This window comes from Shewanella sp. 10N.286.45.A1, assembly GCF_041470405.1.
In the GTDB taxonomy this organism is placed as follows: Bacteria; Pseudomonadota; Gammaproteobacteria; order Enterobacterales; family Shewanellaceae; genus Shewanella.
Genome location: NZ_JBFRMK010000071.1, coordinates 18,057 through 38,978 on the forward strand (window position 1 = coordinate 18,057; position 20,922 = coordinate 38,978).

Annotated in this window: 19 protein-coding genes; 13 read left to right on the top strand and 6 right to left on the bottom strand. The window is 42.8% G+C overall.

Translation table 11 applies throughout. From position 1 onward, the window contains the following. Nucleotides 1-86: 86 nt before the first annotated feature. The 4 genes from AB4238_RS05890 to AB4238_RS05905 all read left to right on the top strand — a co-directional run bounded on the left by AB4238_RS05890 (nucleotide 87) and on the right by AB4238_RS05905 (nucleotide 4,094). Nucleotides 87-1,730, top strand: coding sequence for a di-heme oxidoredictase family protein (locus AB4238_RS05890; RefSeq protein ID WP_372032181.1), 1,644 nt, complete (start codon nucleotides 87-89; stop codon nucleotides 1,728-1,730). A gap of 179 nt (nucleotides 1,731-1,909) precedes the next feature. Then, entirely contained in the window at nucleotides 1,910-2,437 is a 528-nt protein-coding gene (gene hemG / locus AB4238_RS05895) for a menaquinone-dependent protoporphyrinogen IX dehydrogenase (protein WP_372032183.1), read from the top strand. A gap of 41 nt (nucleotides 2,438-2,478) precedes the next feature. Continuing rightward, entirely contained in the window at nucleotides 2,479-3,009 is a 531-nt protein-coding gene (locus AB4238_RS05900; protein ID WP_372032185.1) for a cytochrome b/b6 domain-containing protein, read from the top strand. Nucleotides 3,010-3,095: 86 nt separating this feature from the next. Continuing rightward, nucleotides 3,096-4,094, top strand: a complete 999-nt coding sequence (locus AB4238_RS05905; RefSeq protein WP_372032187.1) for a glycosyltransferase — start codon at nucleotides 3,096-3,098, stop codon at nucleotides 4,092-4,094. Nucleotides 4,095-4,158: 64 nt separating this feature from the next. Here AB4238_RS05905 and AB4238_RS05910 read toward each other — a convergent pair whose 3' ends face one another. Next, complete coding sequence (locus AB4238_RS05910) at nucleotides 4,159-4,815, bottom strand: thiol:disulfide interchange protein DsbA/DsbL (protein ID WP_371994531.1); 657 nt, start codon at nucleotides 4,813-4,815, stop codon at nucleotides 4,159-4,161. A 482-nt stretch (nucleotides 4,816-5,297) separates the two neighbouring features. On the opposite strand from AB4238_RS05910, the gene AB4238_RS05915 reads away from it, so the two are divergent. From AB4238_RS05915 to AB4238_RS05925, 3 genes are all read left to right on the top strand, one after another. After that, nucleotides 5,298-6,134 (top strand): hypothetical protein, encoded by an 837-nt coding sequence (locus AB4238_RS05915; RefSeq protein WP_372032189.1) that lies wholly within the window; start codon nucleotides 5,298-5,300, stop codon nucleotides 6,132-6,134. Between the two features lie 78 nt (nucleotides 6,135-6,212). After that, a complete protein-coding gene (locus tag AB4238_RS05920) occupies nucleotides 6,213-7,814 on the top strand; it encodes a diguanylate cyclase (RefSeq protein ID WP_372032191.1) in 1,602 nt (533 codons plus the stop codon). 170 nt (nucleotides 7,815-7,984) lie between these two features. Then, on the top strand, nucleotides 7,985-8,866 hold the full coding sequence (locus AB4238_RS05925; protein WP_372032192.1) for a LysR family transcriptional regulator: 882 nt from the start codon (nucleotides 7,985-7,987) through the stop codon (nucleotides 8,864-8,866). 12 nt (nucleotides 8,867-8,878) lie between these two features. Here AB4238_RS05925 and AB4238_RS05930 read toward each other — a convergent pair whose 3' ends face one another. After that, nucleotides 8,879-10,165: a hypothetical protein gene (locus tag AB4238_RS05930; RefSeq protein ID WP_372032194.1), complete on the bottom strand. Its 1,287-nt coding sequence runs from the start codon at nucleotides 10,163-10,165 to the stop codon at nucleotides 8,879-8,881. Between the two features lie 178 nt (nucleotides 10,166-10,343). Then, a complete protein-coding gene (locus AB4238_RS05935) occupies nucleotides 10,344-10,748 on the bottom strand; it encodes a hypothetical protein (protein WP_372032195.1) in 405 nt (134 codons plus the stop codon). 149 nt (nucleotides 10,749-10,897) lie between these two features. On the opposite strand from AB4238_RS05935, the gene AB4238_RS05940 reads away from it, so the two are divergent. The 4 genes from AB4238_RS05940 to AB4238_RS05955 all read left to right on the top strand — a co-directional run bounded on the left by AB4238_RS05940 (nucleotide 10,898) and on the right by AB4238_RS05955 (nucleotide 15,220). Further along, a complete protein-coding gene (locus AB4238_RS05940; RefSeq protein ID WP_372032197.1) occupies nucleotides 10,898-12,232 on the top strand; it encodes a BamA/TamA family outer membrane protein in 1,335 nt (444 codons plus the stop codon). Between the two features lie 128 nt (nucleotides 12,233-12,360). Beyond that, entirely contained in the window at nucleotides 12,361-13,212 is an 852-nt protein-coding gene (locus AB4238_RS05945; protein ID WP_372032198.1) for a pirin family protein, read from the top strand. Nucleotides 13,213-13,586: 374 nt separating this feature from the next. Continuing rightward, nucleotides 13,587-14,471, top strand: a complete 885-nt coding sequence (locus tag AB4238_RS05950) for a 3'-5' exonuclease (RefSeq protein WP_372032200.1) — start codon at nucleotides 13,587-13,589, stop codon at nucleotides 14,469-14,471. After that, the gene (locus AB4238_RS05955; protein WP_372032201.1) at nucleotides 14,468-15,220 is read left to right on the top strand and encodes a DUF3465 domain-containing protein; all 753 of its coding nucleotides are present in this window, start codon (nucleotides 14,468-14,470) and stop codon (nucleotides 15,218-15,220) included. The genes AB4238_RS05950 and AB4238_RS05955 overlap by 4 nt, the downstream gene beginning before the upstream one ends. Before the next feature lie 60 nt (nucleotides 15,221-15,280). Here AB4238_RS05955 and AB4238_RS05960 read toward each other — a convergent pair whose 3' ends face one another. The 3 genes from AB4238_RS05960 to AB4238_RS05970 all read right to left on the bottom strand — a co-directional run bounded on the left by AB4238_RS05960 (nucleotide 15,281) and on the right by AB4238_RS05970 (nucleotide 18,053). After that, the gene (locus AB4238_RS05960; RefSeq protein ID WP_372032203.1) at nucleotides 15,281-16,201 is read right to left on the bottom strand and encodes a DMT family transporter; all 921 of its coding nucleotides are present in this window, start codon (nucleotides 16,199-16,201) and stop codon (nucleotides 15,281-15,283) included. Nucleotides 16,202-16,591: 390 nt separating this feature from the next. Then, a complete protein-coding gene (locus AB4238_RS05965; RefSeq protein ID WP_372032205.1) occupies nucleotides 16,592-16,834 on the bottom strand; it encodes a ribosome alternative rescue factor ArfA in 243 nt (80 codons plus the stop codon). 130 nt (nucleotides 16,835-16,964) lie between these two features. Continuing rightward, nucleotides 16,965-18,053, bottom strand: coding sequence for a permease (locus AB4238_RS05970; RefSeq protein WP_372032207.1), 1,089 nt, complete (start codon nucleotides 18,051-18,053; stop codon nucleotides 16,965-16,967). A gap of 216 nt (nucleotides 18,054-18,269) precedes the next feature. Here AB4238_RS05970 and AB4238_RS05975 point away from each other — a divergent pair, with 216 nt between their 5' ends. Both AB4238_RS05975 and AB4238_RS05980 read left to right on the top strand, forming a co-directional pair. Next, a complete protein-coding gene (locus tag AB4238_RS05975; RefSeq protein ID WP_372032209.1) occupies nucleotides 18,270-19,196 on the top strand; it encodes a hypothetical protein in 927 nt (308 codons plus the stop codon). A 294-nt stretch (nucleotides 19,197-19,490) separates the two neighbouring features. Continuing rightward, the gene (locus AB4238_RS05980) at nucleotides 19,491-20,873 is read left to right on the top strand and encodes a Na+/H+ antiporter NhaC family protein (RefSeq protein ID WP_372032211.1); all 1,383 of its coding nucleotides are present in this window, start codon (nucleotides 19,491-19,493) and stop codon (nucleotides 20,871-20,873) included. Nucleotides 20,874-20,922: the final 49 nt, after the last annotated feature.

The window sequence follows — 20,922 nt, forward strand, 5'->3', positions numbered from 1 at the left end:
TTTTTTATGTAACCACCGGCATTTAGTTTGTAGCTGCTAGGTAGCCTCACAAGCTAAATCGACGGTAGAACGTGTGTGGTAACAAAATGCGAAATAAAAATTATAAATTTAGATCAAATTCTATCAAGCTTAATGCTTTAGCAATCGCTGCAATATTAAGTTTGTCGGCATGTGGCGGTAGTGGTGATGATGAGACGACACCTACACCGGAAGAGAAAATCTATCCTGCCTATACTGATATCACCGCCAGTGGCGGTGATACTACAACCTATGATGCTTCCGAATCTGGCCATGGTTTCTCAACACCTGCACCGAATTTAACTGATGAAGAGCTGGCGTTACATTTGGATGGTGATCTTGGCTTTGAAACCGCTTTTACAACCGCGCCGAATCCAGCTCACCCAGACTTAGATGGTCTTGGTCCTGTATTTAATAATGCCGATTGTAACTCTTGCCATCAACGTGATGGTCGTAATTCAACGCCGCAAGTTGCTGCGGGTGAAACCCGAGTTAAGCTGGGCTCCGAAGCTGGTATTTTTCTTAGAATAAGTAAAGCGCCTGATGAGCCATGTGTGACAGGTACTGCGGAAAATAACTATTGCGCCCCCATTGCTGTACCTGATTTTGGCGGTCAGTTATTTCATCGTGGCGTGTTAAAGGCACGCTCAGACTGGCAGCAGAACATGTTCATTGGCCAGGCTGATGTATACCTGTCTTATGAAACCAAAACAGTGACCTATAGTGATGGCACCAGTGTGACACTAAAGAAACCGCTATTTGATGTAGAGAACCCTTATGACGCACCGGGTGAAACCAAATCAAGCTCTAATGTGACCTCTAATCTGCTTCAAGATGATGTACTCATGGGGTGGCGTAATGGTATGCCGGTGTTTGGTTTAGGTCTTCTAGAAGCTATTCCTGAAGCTGATATTGTGGCAAATGTTGATGCTGAAGACAGTAATAATGATGACATTTCGGGGCGTGCTAACTACGTATTTGATGCAGTAAAAGCGCAAAATGGTGATAGTCATCCGCTATCATTAGGTCGCTTTGGCTGGAAAGCCAATACACCAAGCGTCAGAGTGCAATCATTAGGTGCATTGCGTGGTGATATTGGTATTACTAATCCGTTATTTCCCGATGAAAGTATTAAAGGCACAGCACTGCATGATGACTACCTGGCGCGCACAGGCTTTACTGATACTGGAGAAGGAGTTGATGGTGAGCCTGAAGCCAATGCTGAATTTAGTGACTCGGTTGTCTTTTACGCTGAAACACTCGCTGTGCCAGCAAGGCGAAATGTCACTGACCCAGATGTTCGAGAAGGTGCGCGTTTGTTTGAGCAACTTAACTGCAGTGGTTGTCATACGCCTAGCTTTGTCACTAAAGCTTCGGGGGACATTGGTGGCACAGAGATGATTGCGGGGCACAAGAGCCAGACTATCTATCCTTTTACTGACATGCTGTTACATGACATGGGTGACGAGTTGGCGGATGGTCGTCCTGATTTTCTTGCCGATGGCAATGAGTGGCGAACCCGTCCACTATGGGGAATAGGCCTGACTCAAACTGTTAATCCTCAAGCTGGTTTCCTACATGATGGTCGTGCGGCAACACTTGAAGAGGCCATTTTGTGGCATGGCGGAGAAGCGCAAAAAAGCACCGATGACTTTATGGCGCTATCTGCTGCGGAGCGAACTCAAGTTATTGATTTTTTGATGTCTCTATAAAATATAAGTATTAAGCCGTTAAGGGAATACAAAATTTTTGTATTCCCTTTTTTGATTTTGTGAGGTAAGTAAAGTTAAAGCGGCTTATCGAACTGAAGCTCGTGATCTGATTCAATTAAAAATACTCGATTTTCACCTATGATTAACCCAATTAAATTTTACCTATAGGGGAGCATCTGGTGAGCAATATTCTTATCGTTTATTCAAGCGTACATGGCCAGACCCGCAAAATTTGTGCTTATCTTGAAAACAAGCTGGTAACCTTAGGCAATAAAGTTAAAGCCGTTAGTATCGATGAAACCGTTGATTTGGCCGCGTTTGACAAAATAATTATCGGTGCAAGCATTCGTCATGGTAAGCATAACCCCGCTGTTTATGACTTTATTGAAGCCAATCAAACACTGCTAGAGCAGAAGCCTAGTAGCTTTTTCTCGGTCAGTTTGGTTGCAAGAAAGCCATTGAAAAATACAGCAGAAACGAATCCTTACATGCAGGCCTTCATTGAAAAGTCTCCATGGCTTCCTGCACTAGTAGAAGTGTTTGGTGGTAACCTCAATTACCCAAGCTATGGTGTTGTTGATAGAAGCATTATTCGCTTTATTATGTGGATGACTAAAGGGCCAACTGAAGCTGATACTAATATCGAATATACCAATTGGCAAAAAGTAGAGGCTTATGCTGATAATGTCGACCAGCTGACAGTCTAGTTTATTCTTTTGAGGCGTTAAGTTACCAATTTGAGGTGAGAATGGCTAAATCAAGATTACAGAAAGTTCTAACCGTTTTCGTTGCGCGTCAGCACATCATGATTATCATTAGCATTGCTTACCTCATCTTGACCAGTGGTTGGATCTTGATGGGGCGGAGTTTAAGAAATAATGCCAGCCTCTGGGATCTTAGCCATGTTTATCTTGGATTGTTCGCTGCTGTTCTCGCTGTTTCATTTTTAATTACCACATGCCTAAAGGGAAAGTGGCGTCAGTATTTTCCTTGGCTAATAGCAGATTTTTCACAACTAAAAAGTGACTTGCAGGGGCTGGTAAAAGGTAAGTTACCTATTGCGGGCGGTAGAGGCCTTTTTAGTATTGTCGAAGGCCTAGGGCTGCTAATATTTTTAGCTGTGGGGCTTACAGGGGCGCTGTGGTTTGTAACCCAAGGCTCTAGCGACGCACTTATGTGGCGTAGTTACCACATCTATTGTGCCAAAGGCTTTATTGGCTTTATCGTAGTGCATGTTATCTTTGCTTGTTTACATTTGCTCGATTTTATCCGGAATTAATTGTCACTAATACTGAAACAAAGCTTTTATCTTTAAAGGCTTTAAACTAACTTATCCTTATGGACTCGTGAGTGAAGGATAGGCGATTGCGGCCAAAGGTTATTCAGCTAATTGACGATGCAAAACTGGGTGGTGTAAATATAGCACTAGAAAGTCTTGCGGCCTCAAAACTGAAACATGAGTTTCAATCCCAGTTAGTTCACACTCAACTTAACCTGCCTAAATTTAGTCACTATGACGCATCCGTTATAGTGATCCACGCTGCTATAAGCTGGAAAAAAATACCTGCACTTTTAGCATTGAAAGTCGCCAATTGGTCGACGCCTATCTTGTATCAAGAGCATCATTATAGCCGTGAATTTGTTGGCCATTGTGTGCACAATGCTACCCGTTTTAAATGGATGCTCAAACTTGGTTATGCCGTGGTCGATAAGGTGCTTAGTGTTTCTAATCAACAGGCTGATTGGTTGTTGAGCTTTTGCCAGCTGCCTGAAAGTAAAATAGCTCGAGTTGGGCAGGCTAAAGAGTTAGCTTTGTTTAAGGCTGTCGCTAAGAGGGAACGTCATAGTCCGCTGCGGTTGGCCGCTTATGGACGGCTGACTAAACAAAAAGGTTTTGATTTGTTAATTAAAGCGATTGCTCATTTCCCTGATACCGAAGTCACCTTAACTATTGCGGGTGATGGTGAAGATAAAGAGGCACTACAACAGTTGGTTGAGTGCCAGTCGCAAGTCCGATTTATTGGTGAAATAGAGGATGTAGCCAGTTTTCTGAGCACTGTTGATGTGGTGGTGATCCCTTCTCGCTGGGAACCTTTTGGGCTCACTTGTATGGAGTCCGTTGCTGCTGGCAAACATGTTATTTTGCCCGCAATTGATGGCTTAGCCGATCAATTACCTGATTCTGAAGAGTGCATAGGCTTTGAGGTTATTACCTCTTTGTCTGTAATTGGGATCATCGAGGCGATAGACAACGTAAATAAGAGAACTGAAATAGGTGTTAGCGAGAGCCAACGCCATGCAACCGAGCTAGCTTGGGAAAACATGCTGGAACGGTGGCGGCAGTTATTAATCCAGTACAAATGAAGCTATTTTAGCGAGTACAAATACAAAAAAGGCGCCTTTAGGCGCCTTTAACATAAGTAAATGGTTACTTATGTTCTACCGCTAGGTAGTTGATTAGGTCGATAAGCTCACCAAGAGTACGGACAGAACTCATGTTAACGGCATATTTGTCGTTAACCACGAACGCTGGAACGCTTTGTACTCTAAACTCTTGCTGCTGTGCGCGCCATAAAGCGAGTTTAGCATTAGTTTCTTTACTGTCTGCAGCTGCATCATATTGCGCGCTATCTACGCCAAATTTGGCGAATACAGCTTTGATGTCGTCACGGCTTTTTAACGGTTCGGCATGTTTATGTCCTGGAGCGCTATGGTCGTGCTTTTCACCATTGTCGCCCTGAATAACTTTAAACATAGCGTCAGTAAGTGGTTTTGGATTATCCAAAGTTTGAATAACTGCAAGAGAGCGCATGACTTCGGTGTTGATTTCAGTGTTTGCAAAATCAACATGTTTGCTGTCGAAGGTTACTTGTTTATTTAGATTGGCTTTAATGTCTGGTAGGTACATCTTTTCCATATTGAAGCAGTTACCACAGTAAAACGAGTAAAACTCAGTCAGTTTAGGCTCACTACTTGGTGCTTTATTTGTAACAACGGTGAAGTGTTTACCTTCAACGAATTGTGCTGCAAAGCTGCTCATAGGAGCGACTACTAGAGTTAGTGCTAAAGCGATATGTTTAATCAAGCTAATGTCCTCAAAGTGACCTTGGTCTTTATCGACAAGGTAATATAGTAACGAAAAATACAGGTATTAAGCGTCCGTTACACTAATTTATATAGTTGTTAAGAATAAAACCAGATGCTTAATTATGACTTAATTTTTACTTTCTGACATGTACTAGAGTGTGACATATATAATGCTTTAGATGGGAATCGAAACTTTTCATATTAAAGTTTGTAGTGCTTCACAATCTAGATTGAATTCCTATAGATTTTATATTTTGTCAGGAACTTTATGGCATAAGTGGACTATATAACATTAACCTGCAACGGTTATGTTTCAGCTGATGCCATGGTTCGATATTAATAATTTAAGCTTTTCATAGACATCACGGCTAAGATTTACCTGATTAAGCTAGCGACTTGTGTTAAATTTTGGCCAGATATTGAGTTTTTACTGTTGAGCCGAAGCGCTCAGGGTTAAAACCAAAAAGTCATGTTGGGGAAATGGATTTGAATACAGCATCATATTTAGTTATAGGTTCGATGGTATTTACTGGAATGGGGCTGACTGCCAAAGCAGAAGGTACTGATTGGCGAATTGCTTTTGGTGGCCATAATACGATTGTAGAACAGGTTGACTCACATACTTTGGGCGCCCATGCTGGCTTTTTTGTTGAGCATGTCACTGAGTCTGATATTAGCTGGAAAGGTAATATCGATATTTTTATCGATGACGATAAAGATAAGCTCGACCCTGACCATATCCCTATTTGGTTCCAAACCGCTTGGTCAGTTGACGGTAATTTGTATCGCTTTTCACCGACAATGAATCTGCAGTGGCAAGTGACTCTGGATGGTAAGCGCAATACGGTAAGCTCGGTAGAAAAACAATCAAAACTATTTCCAGCCATTGTCGCTCGATTCGATAATCAAAAGTTCTATGCCGGCCTAACGCTAGGTGGTGGTCATTATATGCTTGAAATTGATGATGATGTGCCAAGAGAGCGTGGCTATGATCGTGAAGACTTTCAAAATAAAACTGGCGCTTATACTGTTGCGGCAGATACCCAGATAATGCTGGGGGAGTCGTTCGATATCTATGCGGGCGCTCAAACATGGAATGACGGTAGCGACTGGCTAGAAAATAAATACTCAGCTGTTTTTAGCTATCACTCCGATAGTTGGATTGAAGACAGCGAGGTAAAGCTTAGTATTGAGCACAGTGAATACAACTTAGATCCATTTGATAATCGCGACAAAAACGATGCTGACTATTTAGCTATTTTGCCTTGGGATAACGACACGTTAGTTCGAATATATGTCGACATGCCTTGGGGTTAAGTGACGTTTTAAAATGATAATACTAAGAGCCGCCAAAGTCGGCTTTTAAAGTGACAACACTGTCTTTGTGTGAGCGCTATGAAAACCTTTTCTTTGTTAGTTTTACTGTTTGCCACCTTAGTGGGAATTGTCGTTTCGGTAGCTATTGGCCAGCGTCTTTATGCAGAAGAAACCCGAACGATTGAAGTTGAGTTTAGCCGCGATATCGATGATAAAGCCCGAGTATTAGAGCAAGAGGTAATGCTCAATATTGAAGTGCTTTATGGCCTCAAAGGGGTCTTTATTAGCTCTGAGCATGTCAGTGCTGAAGAGTTTAAACAGGTCGCTACCAGCTTTCTTTTACGCCATCGTAATATCCAAACCCTAAAGTGGATCCCTAAAGTTGATAAGCGTGCGCGTTTGTCGATTGAAAATAGCCAATCAAAGTTTCACGAAGATTTTGAGTTTACAGAAAAGAGCAGCGATGAGAATTTAGTGACAGCTAAAACTCGTTCCATCCATTTCCCTGTGGTGTACCTAGAACCATTTTCTGGCAATGAAAATGAATTGGGGTTTGATTTAGCCTCTGATCCAACGTTAATGAGAGTGCTTAACAACGCTCGAGATTTAGGCTCCTCCATGGCCTCGGCTGGTATTAAACTTGTACAGGCCAGTGAGCAAAACTCTGTTTACGTGTTTTTGCCTATTTATGATGGTGAACCCAATACGCTATTAAAACGACAAGAACGATTGCTAGGCTTTGTTGCAGGTGTCTTTAGAGTGGCTGACATGTTCGATAGCGCGATAAAAAGAACTTGGGTACAAGGGATCTATTACACCTTAGAAGATATCACCAACGACAAGCACCAACCCCTTTATAGCAATTTTTCTGGTGAGGTTGCTGCGTCCTTACATCAGAATAATAGTGAGATAGTTTATCAACGGCCATTAACTCGTTTTAGTGGTAGGCAATGGCAAATTCATGCCATGCCAAGTGAAGGCTATATTGCGGAGCGGCGAACTGCGTTTCCCTATTTTGTCGCACTGTTTGGCATATTAGGCAGTTTAGTGCTGGCTATTTATGTGTTCTTTATCATGAGGCACAGTCATATGGTTAATATGCAGGTACTTGAGCGTACAAGAGATCTTAACCAGGCGAAGAAAAAGCTTGAAGCACTATCAATGACAGATAGTTTAACTCGCATCGGCAATCGACGTTTTTTTGATGATGCCTTTGAGCGAGAATGGCAGTTAGCGATTAGAAACAAAACGCGGCTTGCGCTACTCATGATAGATATTGATAACTTTAAGAGTTACAACGATACCTATGGTCACCTTGCTGGCGATGAATGCTTAGTTGAAGTGGCTAAAGCAATCGCTGAAGCCTTACATCGACCTAGTGATGTGGCTGCGCGCTATGGCGGTGAAGAGTTTGTGGTGATCTTGCCACATACTCGTGATTGCTTATCACCCGCACAGCGTTGCTGCGCAAATGTTGCTGCACTTAATATTAGCCACTCAAGCTCTACGACCTGCTCTTATGTCACTGTAAGTGTTGGAGTGACCAGTATTATCCCAACGGAGTCCGATGATATGGTTAAGTTTGCCGCTGTTGCAGATATGGCGCTTTATAAAGCTAAAGAAAATGGTCGTAATCAAGTGTTTGTAGATGCTGAGGCGATAATACCTAAAGCGCTGTAATTTGGTCGTTAGTTAAGTGATTTTACAAGGGGCTGTATTATAAGCTTTTTTAATGCTGCAGTGATTTTGGTTCACTTGCGGTGATGAAAAGGGAATTTAGTTATCATCAAATGGCATTCTGATTATATTTTGTTATGATTTAGCCAGATTATTAATTTGATGAGATATCGATGCTGAATCCACAGTGGCTTAAAACGTTCGTTACGCTTGCAGAGATCGGGCATTTTACTCGCACAGCGGAGCAGTTGTTTATGACCCAACCTGGAGTCACTCAACATATCAATAAACTTGAGAACCAAGTTGGAACTTTACTGTTAACTCGCATAGGTAAAAGCTTTGAGCTGACTGATGCAGGTTTACAGTTATTATCGTATGCGAAAACTAAAATCATCGAAGAGGAGCATCTACTGCAGATGCTGCAGACTGATGAGCCCCATGCGGGAACGTGTCGCTTTGCTTGCTCTGGTGCCCTTGCAATGCACTTCTATCCGCGATTTGTCCAGTACCAGTTACAGCATGAGCAGCTGCAGGTTGCTTTAGAAGCAGCCCCTAATAGCAGAATTATAGAGAGCATATTAGACAATAGCATCGATGTTGGCATTGTCACGCAACAGCAATCTTCGCTGGAACTGAATCAACTGTATTTAGGCAAGCAAGCGCTATGTTTAGTGCTGCCACCAAGCTTCAAAGGTCGTGAAATTACACTGGCATTGCTGGAGAATATAGGCTTTATCAATCATCCTGACGGCCATTATTACGCCGAGCAACTGCTGAGTGCACAGTTTGGCAATGAGTTTGTCGGCATGAGTAAGCTGAAGCAGCGTGGCTACATTAATCAGCTAAACCAAATTCTATTACCTGTTTCAAAAGGTTTAGGTTTTACCGTTCTGCCGCAGATTGTTGTCGATGAATATCCTGAGCCCTTGTTTATTGCTAATACTTTGTCTGAAGTGGCAGAAGAGCTATATATGGTCAGCAAAAAGCAACGCCAGCTGCCAAGTCGTTATCAATGGTTTATCGATACGATTTGTGAGCAGTTGACGCCACAGTAACGGTCAGCAAAGTTAGCTGTTACTCTGCACCAACTCAGAGTCTTCACGTTTATGTTGTTGGATAAGGCGGTATTCAATAACACTAGAGATGATAAACATCATCAAGTAGCCACAGCCCATGGCAAGTATCACCGCAACCACGTTATCAGTGAACATTCGTAAAATGTAAAACATCGCTATTAGCGTCACAACCCCAACTACTCTAATCGATAAGCTTTGTAAAAAGTGGCCATGGGCTTTGATATAGGCCACCTGAAAGGCGTTAAGCATCATAAAGCCAAAGAACAGTGCAAAGTGCATCAATACCGGAGCTGCAGTCGCATAAGTCGCTGGGAATACTAGCGTGACCAACTCCTCGCTGTAAAAAATCATAGCGAGTAAAAATACAGCGCTAATAGCAATACCTAGGGTGTAAAACCAGCGCCGCATTTGCGCTATCTGTTGATGTTGCCCCTGCCGTAAACATTGGGCTATTTCCGGCAGAATATATCGATAGACGGGGAACACAAACAATAGCGTCATGTAGGCGAACATGGGTCTCACAACAACTTGGAAATCACCGAGCTCATCAACGGTAAAGTAAGCGACGGTTAGCAAAACGGTGATGTAAATCATTAAAATGCTCGCGCCTACCTCGAGAGAGGACAACATGCTTTTTTTCACAAAACTGCGCATTTCTGGGTCAAGTTGTACTGGCGCAAGTGGCGTGGTGGCTATCTCTTTACGACGTTGAATAAACATATAAGCTGCTACGGCGATACTCGACAACATTAAGCTAAAGAACAGTGATGAAACCGCGCTTTGTTGCAGTAAGTAATAACAGATGAGAAATAAGGTTATCTGTACCATAGGCTCTATCCATATTGCCTTATTTGCAATGTGGTACAACCGATACATACCTATTTGATTGGTGAAATAGACTTTAAAGCCCATTCCTAGAATGATACCGACCAGCTGCACGTATTCGACATCAATTTTGAGCTGATGCTTTATATAGGGCAGTACAATTCCCCAGGTGAGTAGTACCATTAATATCAATGAGTAACGGAAGATATTAGTAATGTCTTGCGCATTTTTAGTTTGCGAGAAACTCACCACCATAGAGGTTCGAAATCCGCTTAATAAGATTAATGACAGTGAGATGATATCGACAACGGTATGGTAGAGGGCAAGATCGCTCTTAGCGACCCATTGAGCCAACCAGATTTTAAACGCTAGCCCAAGGGATATACTGGCGAGAGTAGCCCATATTGCCGCTATAAAAGAGCGCTTTGCTCGTTCGAATGAAGTTTCTGACATAGAAGAATATAGCTCGCTGATAACGGCATGAGGTATTGATACTAGGCAGAAATATTACGTGACTATTCTCAGCGCAGCAGAAATTTCGTTAAAAGGTGTGATCTTGTTAGAAAACTACTGACTAATTAATTAACTCAAGCAATTTTTATCCAGCAAGAGGAATTTCTGCGGCTAGTCTTTAGTCAAAAACATGTGGGCAAGCTGAGTAGTCATTGAAGCTATCATCCCAGCGGCGAACATCATTGGCGCGGCGCCAGCGGCTGTGCCAAAACTCCATTAAACAAGTGCCACCATCGAGTTCGACTAGAAAGGTATCTTGCTCTTTGACTTGGTCGTAAGGCGGATAGTCTTTACTGTGCCCCCAAGTAATACCACCGCGGGAATCGGCCCAGTGTTGCCAAAAGTCATCGATGCTAAGCCACTGCTCATTTTCTGCATCCCAAGCTATAGCCTGCCCATTAAGCATGGCTATTTCGCCATCACTATGGCCGACTTTGGCAGTTGAGTCGGCGGCAAAAGAGTTACTTGAAAATACCAATGTTGAAAATGTTAACGCTATGATTATGAATATTTGTCGAGTCATACTATTAATCCTGCTATGTTTTATTGTAAAAGACCTGTTAAAAGCGAAATGTATTCAAGTAGGATTGGATATATTTTCAATAAGTATAGAGCAGAGCTGAAAGACTTTGCTTAAATCTCAATCGCTGAGTCATCTTTAGAGGAAACAAGATGAAAGTAATAGATTTAGATATTCACCTTGTTTGTTGTATTTCACTTTGCTTTGGCATTACAGCACCTGTTAGTGTGTTGGCCGCACCAGCAGCTAATGTAAAAACCTCTATCGATAGAGCTGAAACTCCTGATAATGTTAAGGAAAAACTACTGCTTCCCTATTTTTTTAACTCTGATTCTATGGGGCTTAATATTGGTCTAGGCGGTATGTTGAGTGGATATTTTCAAGACCAAATGACGATTGGTGGCACCGTGTTCGGTGGTGATGTAAGTCGGGGGGCGGGCTTAGGCGTTTGGAATTTTAAGCTGCCCAAAACCGAACGGTTTTTTTTAAGTACTTATGGTTTTCTTGGTTATTATCCTGATCAGCGTGCCTACGCTGGGGCTGGGCGGGAGTTTATTCCTGCAGGCACGCCATTACCGGGTAGTAACGACTCTACTAATTTACAGTTTTTAGAGGCGGATGGTTCTTCTAATTGGTTTGATATAAAACTTGAGTACGCATTGCCTATCGGGGCGACAAAAGATAAAGGCATGGTGGAATATAAGCTTGAAAATGGCTTATTAGTTTCAGAGCCGAGCGGTGGTGATAGTTGGAATCCACTGGAGAGCGGAGCAACAGTAGTGGTACTACGGCAGTTTAATCGGTATCAAAGTTTTGAGTTTGCCGATGACGAACTTGATGGCACTATCCATGCCATCGAGCTTGGGATCTTGTACGATAATACCGATTTTTCAGTTAACCCATCTACCGGTAGTAGCCAGTACTTCTCGGTTTCACATGATGCTGCTTGGCTAGACTCAGACAATGAGTGGACCTTTGTGAATCTTGATATGAGTAAATACTTTTCATTTGGCGAGTCAGAATATGCAAGCCAACGTATTCTCGCACTTAACTTTTGGACTGGATACTCACCTTCTTGGGAGCTTGAATACGATGACCAAGGCGGACGCCAAGTTACCAATAATGCTCCATATAATGAAGGGGCTACCTTAGGTGGTTTCTACCGTATGCGTGGATTTGACCAAAATCGCTTTCATGATAAAGCGGCCATTTATACCAGTGCGGAATACCGCTACACCTTAAAATACAACCCCATTGAAGACATCAATTGGCTTAAGTTTTTACGCTTAGATTGGTTCCAAGTTGTAGGGTTTGTAGAAGCTGGCAGAGTGGCTCCTGAGTATACCGCCAGTACATTATTGTCAGATTTAAAAGTAGATTACGGCTTATCGTTAAGGGCATTAACGGCTGGTTTGGTGGTTCGCTTTGATATCGCTCATTCAGATGAAGCGACTAACGGTTGGGTAATGGTGGATCATCCTTTCTAAGTGTAACGGCGATTAGTTAAGCGTTTATATTTCGATTAAGTAGAATGAATGCTGCAGTATTTCGCGTTATTCATTCTAATATTTATTTGTTAACTTGAAGGCAATCAAAAATACTTTAGGTAAAACAGATGAACATAATCAAACAATATCCAGCACATAAAACCATGGACGGTGATGGCGTTAATATCATTAGAATCGCCGATTTTACTCGTGGCAAACTAGATCCATTCTTAATGATAGATGAGTTGAAATCTGCTGAGGAAACTGACTATATTGGCGGTTTCCCTCCTCACCCTCATCGCGGCATTGAAACCTTCTCCTATATTCTTAAAGGCGGCATGGAGCATAAAGATCAGCTCGGCAATGTCAAAGCGATACAAGCAGGAGATGTGCAATGGATGAGCACCGGTAGTGGCGTGATTCATTCTGAGATGCCATTAGCTGATAGCCAAACTGGATTACATGGCTTCCAAATTTGGCTCAACATGCCAGCAAGCGAAAAAATGCGTCCTGCCCGTTACCAAGATACCACCAGTACACCTATTCCAGAACTTAGAAATTCAACTGGAGCGCAAATTAGAGCACTCGCAGGCGAGTGGCAATTTGCAGGGCAGTCTGTTGTTGCACCGATTCAAGATCTCGCAGGTAATGCAGAAATAGCCGATGTTAACATTGAGGCAAACGGCAGTGCAGAGTTGATGTTAGAGCAGCATGCTTTTGTTGGTTTATACATCTATTCTGGAGAGTTGCTCACAGCTGGAGAGGTTTATCACGCGCAACAGCTATTGATTGTTGATGCAAGCAAAGTGATCAGTTTAACTGCAAGCAATGCTGGTGCGAGTGTGTTGCTCTTGGCTGGCACGCCTATTAAGGAAGATATTGTGCACATGGGGCCATTTGTGATGAATAGTGAAGCTGAGATCCGCCAAGCTATTGATGATTATCAAAGTGGTCGTTTTGGAGAGATACCACCAGTTTAAAACTCAATATTTTTGGAGCAAGCTATGCTGTCTCAAAGCTTGCTCCATCAGTATTTACAGCTTTGACGCCGGCATTATCTTTGCGCTAGTGACGAATTTAATCGGTGTTTTGTTAGGATTGTTTTTTGAGGGGGTAGCCATTAACGTTTTTTATCAGAGTGGTTTGAGCATGGGCACTGCAACTTAATGCTAATAACGCAGGGTAAATCCATTTATTGATATTTTTCATGACGTTCACTGTCTTAGTTTAGTGTTATTTTAGTTGTGGTTAGATACTAACAGTTGCGGTTTATTACGCAATACGCAGCTGTTTCGCGTTATGATTCGTTAATCTATAGCAAAGTACTATGCAGATTAACGCACTGAGAAACGGTATGAGTTTATATAAATTTGCCCTAGCGGCCGATAAGTTAGTACAGATCAGGCAAGCGCTTGGCGCTGAAGCGGAGGCTTATTTTGCCGCCATGGAAGCGGCGGAGCAGACCTTTTTCGATTCGATAGTGAATGAGACAAACCAGCAAAAACTTGATTGGTTGCGATTGCGTACGCACCTTATTAGTCGTATGAGCGATAAAGATATTGCTGCACTTGCAGGTTATCGAATCGACAAGGTTCAAAATGTGGCCTGTCACCTTGATGGCAACGAACGGCAAATATCTATCGTAACCATCGATACCTTAGCGGCGGCGATGACCGATATTAAAGCCCAGCAGTGGATTGGCTTTGACACTGAAACCGCGGCAACCTTTGACAAAGGCCGTCGTAACACTAATCCTGTCTCTTTGATTCAAATCGCGACGGCGAGCCATTGTTACCTGTTTAGAATGGTTGGCAGTAATGTGTTGAGCTTTAAAGCGGCACTGGCAGAGGTGCTGTCTGAGCATTCGAATATTCTTAAGATTGGTATTGGGCTTCGCAGCGATGTGAATGCAATGAAGCGTGATTTCAATATTGCTTTAAGCCCGATGCTCGATCTCAATTGGCTGATGAATCAGCTTGGCGCGACAAAACAGATGGGGACAGTGCAAATAGCGGCAAGCGTATTGTCGCTTAAGCTGCCTAAGAGCAAGCGGGTGACGTTATCGAATTGGGCGTTGCCGCTCGACAAGCCATTATCGGATGAACAAATCCAGTATGCTGCAGCCGACACTTTGGTGGCATTAGATATTTACCACGGATTGTTTGAACAGATTAACGCTTATAAAGCACTTTGGCCGAATACAATCAAGCAACGTTTTTTAGAAGAGGCAACACAGTGATAAAGAAGGGGAAGTTGGTTCGCTGGAACGACAGCAAAGGCTATGGTTTTATCAGGCTTGAAGTCGAGGCAGACAATGATGTAACTCAAGATATATTCATGCATATGTCAGCTCTGGAGCCTATGACTCGGCGACCTTTGGTGGGTGATACGATCTATTTTCAAATAGAGGCCCAAACAGATGGCAAGCAGCGGGCATTTGCTGCCCGTATCGAAGGGGGCGAAAGCGGTATTGATGGCGATAAGCGACGTAAAGCAACAAGACCTGCTAAGCTGCAAAAGCCAATTCAGGGCGTGCTATATCGTATTGCGATAATGCTGGTGGTATTGGCGATTGCCAGTTTTGTGTATAACAAAACTATAGCGCCAATGACTGCAAACACCGCACTACCGGTTATTTCAAATGCTGTTGCCGCAGATGACTCGCAAATTAGCCAAGCGTTTAAGCAACAGCTTAGTGGCATACAAGTGCAAAGTAGCGGCGTGGTCAGTAGAATACTCGCCGATGATAATAAGGGCAGTCGTCATCAACGGTTTATTATTAAATTCAATAACGGACAAACTCTGTTAATTGCTCATAATATCGATTTAGCCCCGAAGATTAATGGTTTGAAAGAGGGCGATACTGTGAGCTTTTATGGTCAATATGAGTATAACGATCGCGGCGGCGTGGTGCACTGGACTCATCATGATCCTAATGGTCGCCATGTCGGTGGTTGGCTAAAGCATCAGGGAAAAACTTACCAATAATCGTTTTTACAGACGGTGAATTAATTCACCGTCTTACTCTTTAGTATCTACTCTTTATTATCATTTGGGATTAGCATTTTTAATCAGTTTAGCGCGTAGCTGATCACCAAACTGAAACAGTGCCAACCCCGTTAACACAAAGCAAGCGCCAATAGCCAAGGCTTGGGTTATCGCTTCACCATTAAGTTGTGCGCCCAACATCATCGCAAATACTGGGGTAATGAGAGTGACTAATGCTACAGTGCTGGCGTTGAGGTGCTGCAACACGTAGAAATAAGCAATAAAGCCAATTAGCGAGCCAAAGACACCCAAATAGACGATTGCCATTAATGAACGTGGCTGCCAAGTGTCGATTGGCACTGTGCCATCAAAGAGTAACCAAGCAACGGCAAACATCGGTGTTGAATAGATAAGTGCCCCGACGGTACTGGCAATTGGGTGGATGTTTATTTTCACTGTTTTTATCAACACGCCACTTAAACTAAATAAACTCACCGCGGTTAAAATCAGTAGCAAGCCAATCCAGCTATCACTCGACAGCGAAAGTTTGGCGGAGCAAACGATGCCAAGGCCGATAAATGCAATCGCCAGAGCAACCAAACGCATCGGACTAAACTTAGGTTCATTCAATATTTTTTGCGCCAATAAGCCTGAGATCAAAGGCGATAATCCAAAGATCAATGACATAGTGCCCGAGGGTAGGTAACGCGCGGCAAAGTAGCTCAGTAACATGCCCCCCACAATCCCAATTGAAGAAACAGCATATAGTTTTCTTGCGGTGGGGTTCCACGGTAAGCGAATACGCATTAATAAGATGATCAGCGAGCCCAGCAACAGCGCGATCAGCATTCGCAATAATACTGCCATCGTTGGATGCACTGACTCACTGCTCCATACGATCCCTAGTGGCGTTGTCGACCAAATTAATACCACCGACATAAAGGCCGCTGGAACCATCTTGGGTAATGCTGTTGCTGACATCTCAACACTCCTTGCGTTTATAGCTTGGTCACACAAAGCGACATCAAAGCTAATGATACAGATTAGTTTAGAACCGCTGTAGGGCAAGGCGAGAAAAGGAGAGTTGTCCATCACCGCGCTGCTGATTGTTTGCGGTGTGGAATCGAGAATTACTGGCTAACTATTGTTATATTCCCAATTTACCGCGCAACGACATAACCACATCAAACTGGCGAGAAGTCGCAGTGTCAGGCAATTTGCTTGGCAGTAAATAGCGGTGAATATAAGTGTCATGTTACCAATAGAGTTTAATGTCTCGAAGGCCCAATAGTCTAATTGTTGTGCGCTTGAGTCAACAGTTAAATCAGTAAAAGGTAAATTAAATTTATGCTGCAGTTTTTGGAGAGAATACTATGCGGAAATGCTGTTATCGTTGTTATGAAAAAACGCGAGAGCTAGATAGTCAAAAGGGGCTAAGCCCTTCAGCTTTTGCCCCTTTTGTTTACGGTTGTAAGACCCCTTGCCCTTTTTAGGTTTCTCAGTACGCGTTTTAAATAACGGACTGGTAACGATAGCCTTTAATGCATTGTCTTTAATAATCCCGCGGCCACTTTCGTGCTCTATTGGCGGTGGTGATTGACGATGTTTTGCCATTTTATAACTCCAGTTAGTCAATACTATATTGAGTGATTGTACTCGTCGGTAATTATACGCTTAAAAATTGTACGTGCTAATACTTTTTACAGCTGCAAAGAGTATCAGCACGTGGTTGTTTGGTTATGCGTTATGCAAAGATGAAGCTATAAAGGTAGCCTGCACCTATTGCCATACCGAGGATCACAGTTAAGAACGCTGCTATCATCTGATTTTTAAAAATCGATTTAAGTAAAATTACTTCGGTAAGGCTGGCTCCAGCGCTACCGATAATTAGCGCCATGACTGAACCAAGCGCCATACCTTTGGCGACTAATGCTGAGCTTAATGGAATGACCGCCTCTGCACGAATGTAGAGGGGAATACCAATAACAGCAGCAATAGGAATGGCATACCACATGCCTTCACCTGCATACTTTGCAATAAGCTCTGTAGGCATAAATCCGTAAATGAATGATCCAAGTAAAATGCCGACCATTAAGTATGGCAAAACCTGCTTAAAGTCTTTCCATGTTGAGCGCCAAACTCGTATCCAACGGTTGTCTTCAATTACTGTCGCTTTACTGTCACCACAACTGCTTTGGGTAGTACTCGCAGGTGAGCTGCATGAGTCTGCTACTGCAGTGCTGCCACATGACGCTGTTGCAAGTACTGGCGCGGTTGGCGCAGGTTCACTGCAACAAGATGTTGTTGCGGCTTTAACTGGCGCACTTTTAGGCGCTGTATCGCCACAACTTGTAGCACAGCTAGAGGCTGTTACTGCTTCATAAGCTTCAGGTTTCACGTAACGTTCAAATCCTAGTTTCTCTAGCACATAGCCAGCAGTCACCGAAACGACCATAGCGACTAAGAAATAGAATACAGCGACTTTAAAACCAAATGTTACGACGAACAGTCCAATAATAATTGGGTTCAATAATGGGCTTGAGAACAAGAAAACCATCATAGGACCAAAACCTGCTTTTGCTCTAAGTAATCCTTTTAAGAAAGGGATCGTCGAGCACGAGCAAAAAGGCGTTATCGAACCCAGCAGCGCGGCAATAATATAACCCTTACCTTTCTTCGAACTCAAAATTGACTGGATCTTTTCTGGAGGAATGTACTCTTGAAGTATTCCGACTATGTAACTAATAGCCAGGAATAGTAAAGTTAACTCTGCCGCTAGAAACAGAAACATATTGGCTGTTTCTTTTGCCATGCTGATGATTTCAGGACTCATAATAATGACCTAGCAAATTTTTGTTTGTTATTTCTGGAATTATCGAAATAATTAAGATGGACAGATAATAGGCTTATTATAAATTAGATCAAGCTTTATTTCGGTATTTGTCGAAATAAAGCTTGGATCTCTTTGGTCGTGTTAAAACTTCTGGCTAATAAATGAAGTAAGCGCTTATGATAGGTTAAGGATTTTCAAGAGCTTAAAGGAATAAATATGTTAGACGCTATTTGCAAGTATGATGAAGCTGAGCCGATAACTTTGTCAGTATTTAAATTTCAAAAACTATCTGATGATGATATTGAAAAATATCGTCAAGCACTTGTTTGTCCAGCCTGTGCAGGAAAGGCTTATTATCGTAAGGCGTCAAAAGACGGCAAAGCAGCCTGCTTTGGCTCTCGATATCATCAAAGTGATTGCGTCGAGTTTAAGCCATCAGCAGCTAAGGCACGTGAAGAGCTACACGCTATTGAAGTGAATCAGCTGGTGGTTGATAGCGATGCGATGATTATCGATTTTAGCCGCGCAGCAAAAGTTTCTAAGGCTAAAGCTCAGCAAAAGGTGTTAAAAGAAACATCGTCGAATAGCGATACAGAGGTAAAAACAAAGCCAGAAAAAAGAGCGCTTGAAGAGGAAGCTGCACTCCCGTTTAAGGCTTCTTCCGAGCCTGAATCAACAAGTGGTGTTGATAAAAGTGAGCCTGAAAAGCGCGTTGCGACTCAAGGGCTGGAGAAAGTACTGCATAGTTTATTACGAGGCAGTGACTTGGCAAGTTCAGACCTCTGGGTTTACACCGATGAAAAGTATCGCTGGCGAGCAAAGAACTTATTTGTCAATTTTGCTGATGCAGAGCCAACTGAAAATGGTGCGCCGCGAATGTATTGGGGCACGATATCTCATACCGATAAACAGCGCTTGTGGTTAAATCCTGCAGAGACCAAAGATGTTGGCATCCCTATCGATATGTTTTCGAGTTCGCTAGCCTCTCGTTTCGATCTGCAATCTCGTCGTGACTTTGAAGGTGCAGGGATCATTTTGTTCGGAAAGTGTTTTTGGAACAAAAATAAAAGCCGCAAAATTATTCAGTTATGGAGTAATGATGTTAATCGGCTATTTATCTCAAAAGCGGATGAAAATGAATAGCGATATTTGTTACTCTGCAAGCTAATTATTTTGTTATTTTTCATTAGATTAGGTTGTGGTTTTGTTTTTTTGTAATAAAAAGTATCTGCAATATTAATAATATTGATTGACTCAAAAGCAATTGAGGATTATTTTCTGCGCGATGTTTTTCCTAGGGCGTGACTACAGACCCGTAAAATACATGGTATCGGCAGGTACTTTAACAGGAAAGCAGCAATTGAACTCAGCAAATAAGTGTTTGAGTTTGGTGAATAATCTAGCCATTTTGGCACTTTATTATAAGGACCTTAGCGCATGTCTGAGCCGACAGCCTTAAGTCTTATCCCACCTGCGGTGGTTTTGGTGTTAGCAATCGTGTTACGCCGTCCAATCCTTTCTTTGATCATTGGTGCTTTAGTTGGCCTCGCGATGTATGACAGCGCGAATATGTTGACTAACTTTGCTGATACATCTTTATCTGTTATGGCTGATGAAACTATTGGCTGGTTAATTCTAGTCTGTGGTGGTTTTGGTGCTTTGATTGCGCTGTTGGTAAAAACAGGCGGTTCGATGGCATTTGGCCGTCATGCACTCAAACTAGCCAAAGGACAGAGGTCTTCACTGTTTATGACGTTCATTCTCGGTATGGTTATCTTTATAGATGATTATCTGAATGCGCTAACAGTGGGATCTACCATGAAGCGAGTTACCGATAAATTCAAGGTCTCTCGTGAGATGTTAGCCTATGTTGTTGACTCGACAGCAGCACCTGTTTGCGTGCTCGTGCCTCTTTCGACGTGGGCGGTATTTTTCGGTGGCCTTTTAGTCGATAACGGTATTGCAAGTGAGGGGCAGGGAATCGCTGTCTACATGCAGGCGATACCTTATATGTTATACGCTTGGTTAGCGGTCGCTATGGTGCTATTGGTGATCTTGGGCATTATTCCAGCCTTTGGACCGATGAAAAAAGCGCAGCTTGCAGCCGCTATGGGTGAGCCTGCAAAGAAACAGATCGATTTAGATGAGGTGCAGACCTCAGATGAATATGCGCTTAAAGCGATTGAAGATGAGTTTAAGAATGCCGATGACGGCGGCAAATTACATAACTTCTTTGTGCCCATTTTATTGCTAGTTGGCTTTACGGTTTACTTTGATATTGATGTGCTGAAAGGGCTTATTGCGACATTAGCGATAACCTTACCTTATTACGGTATACAGAAACTGATGCCATTGTCTGAGATGATGGAGCAGATGATTGATGGCTTTAAGAATATGTTGCCAGCAATTGGAACGGTAATTGCTGCGTTCATCTTCAAAGATGTGTGTGACAAGCTGATGCTACCAGAGTTTGTTATTGGGAGTTTGAGCCCCTATATGACACCGGTGTTGTTACCGGCAGTGGTCTTTTTAACCATGTCATTGTTAGCTTTTGCAACCGGATCAAGTTGGGGTATTTTTGCAGTATCGATCCCCATTGTGATGCCTCTGGCGCAAGCGGTTGATGCTAATATTCCACTGGTGATTGGCGCATTATTATCAGCATCATCCTTTGGTAGCCAAGCTTGCTTCTACTCAGATTCGACAGTACTGGCTGCGCAAGGTTCGGGATGTAATCTAGTTAGCCATGCGGTGACTCAATTGCCCTATGCACTCATTGCAGCTGCACTTACCTTTGTAGGGTTTTTATTACTGGCCTAAGTTTGGTTAAATTCTGCAAATAAGGGGCACTATTTATACCAATTGCATT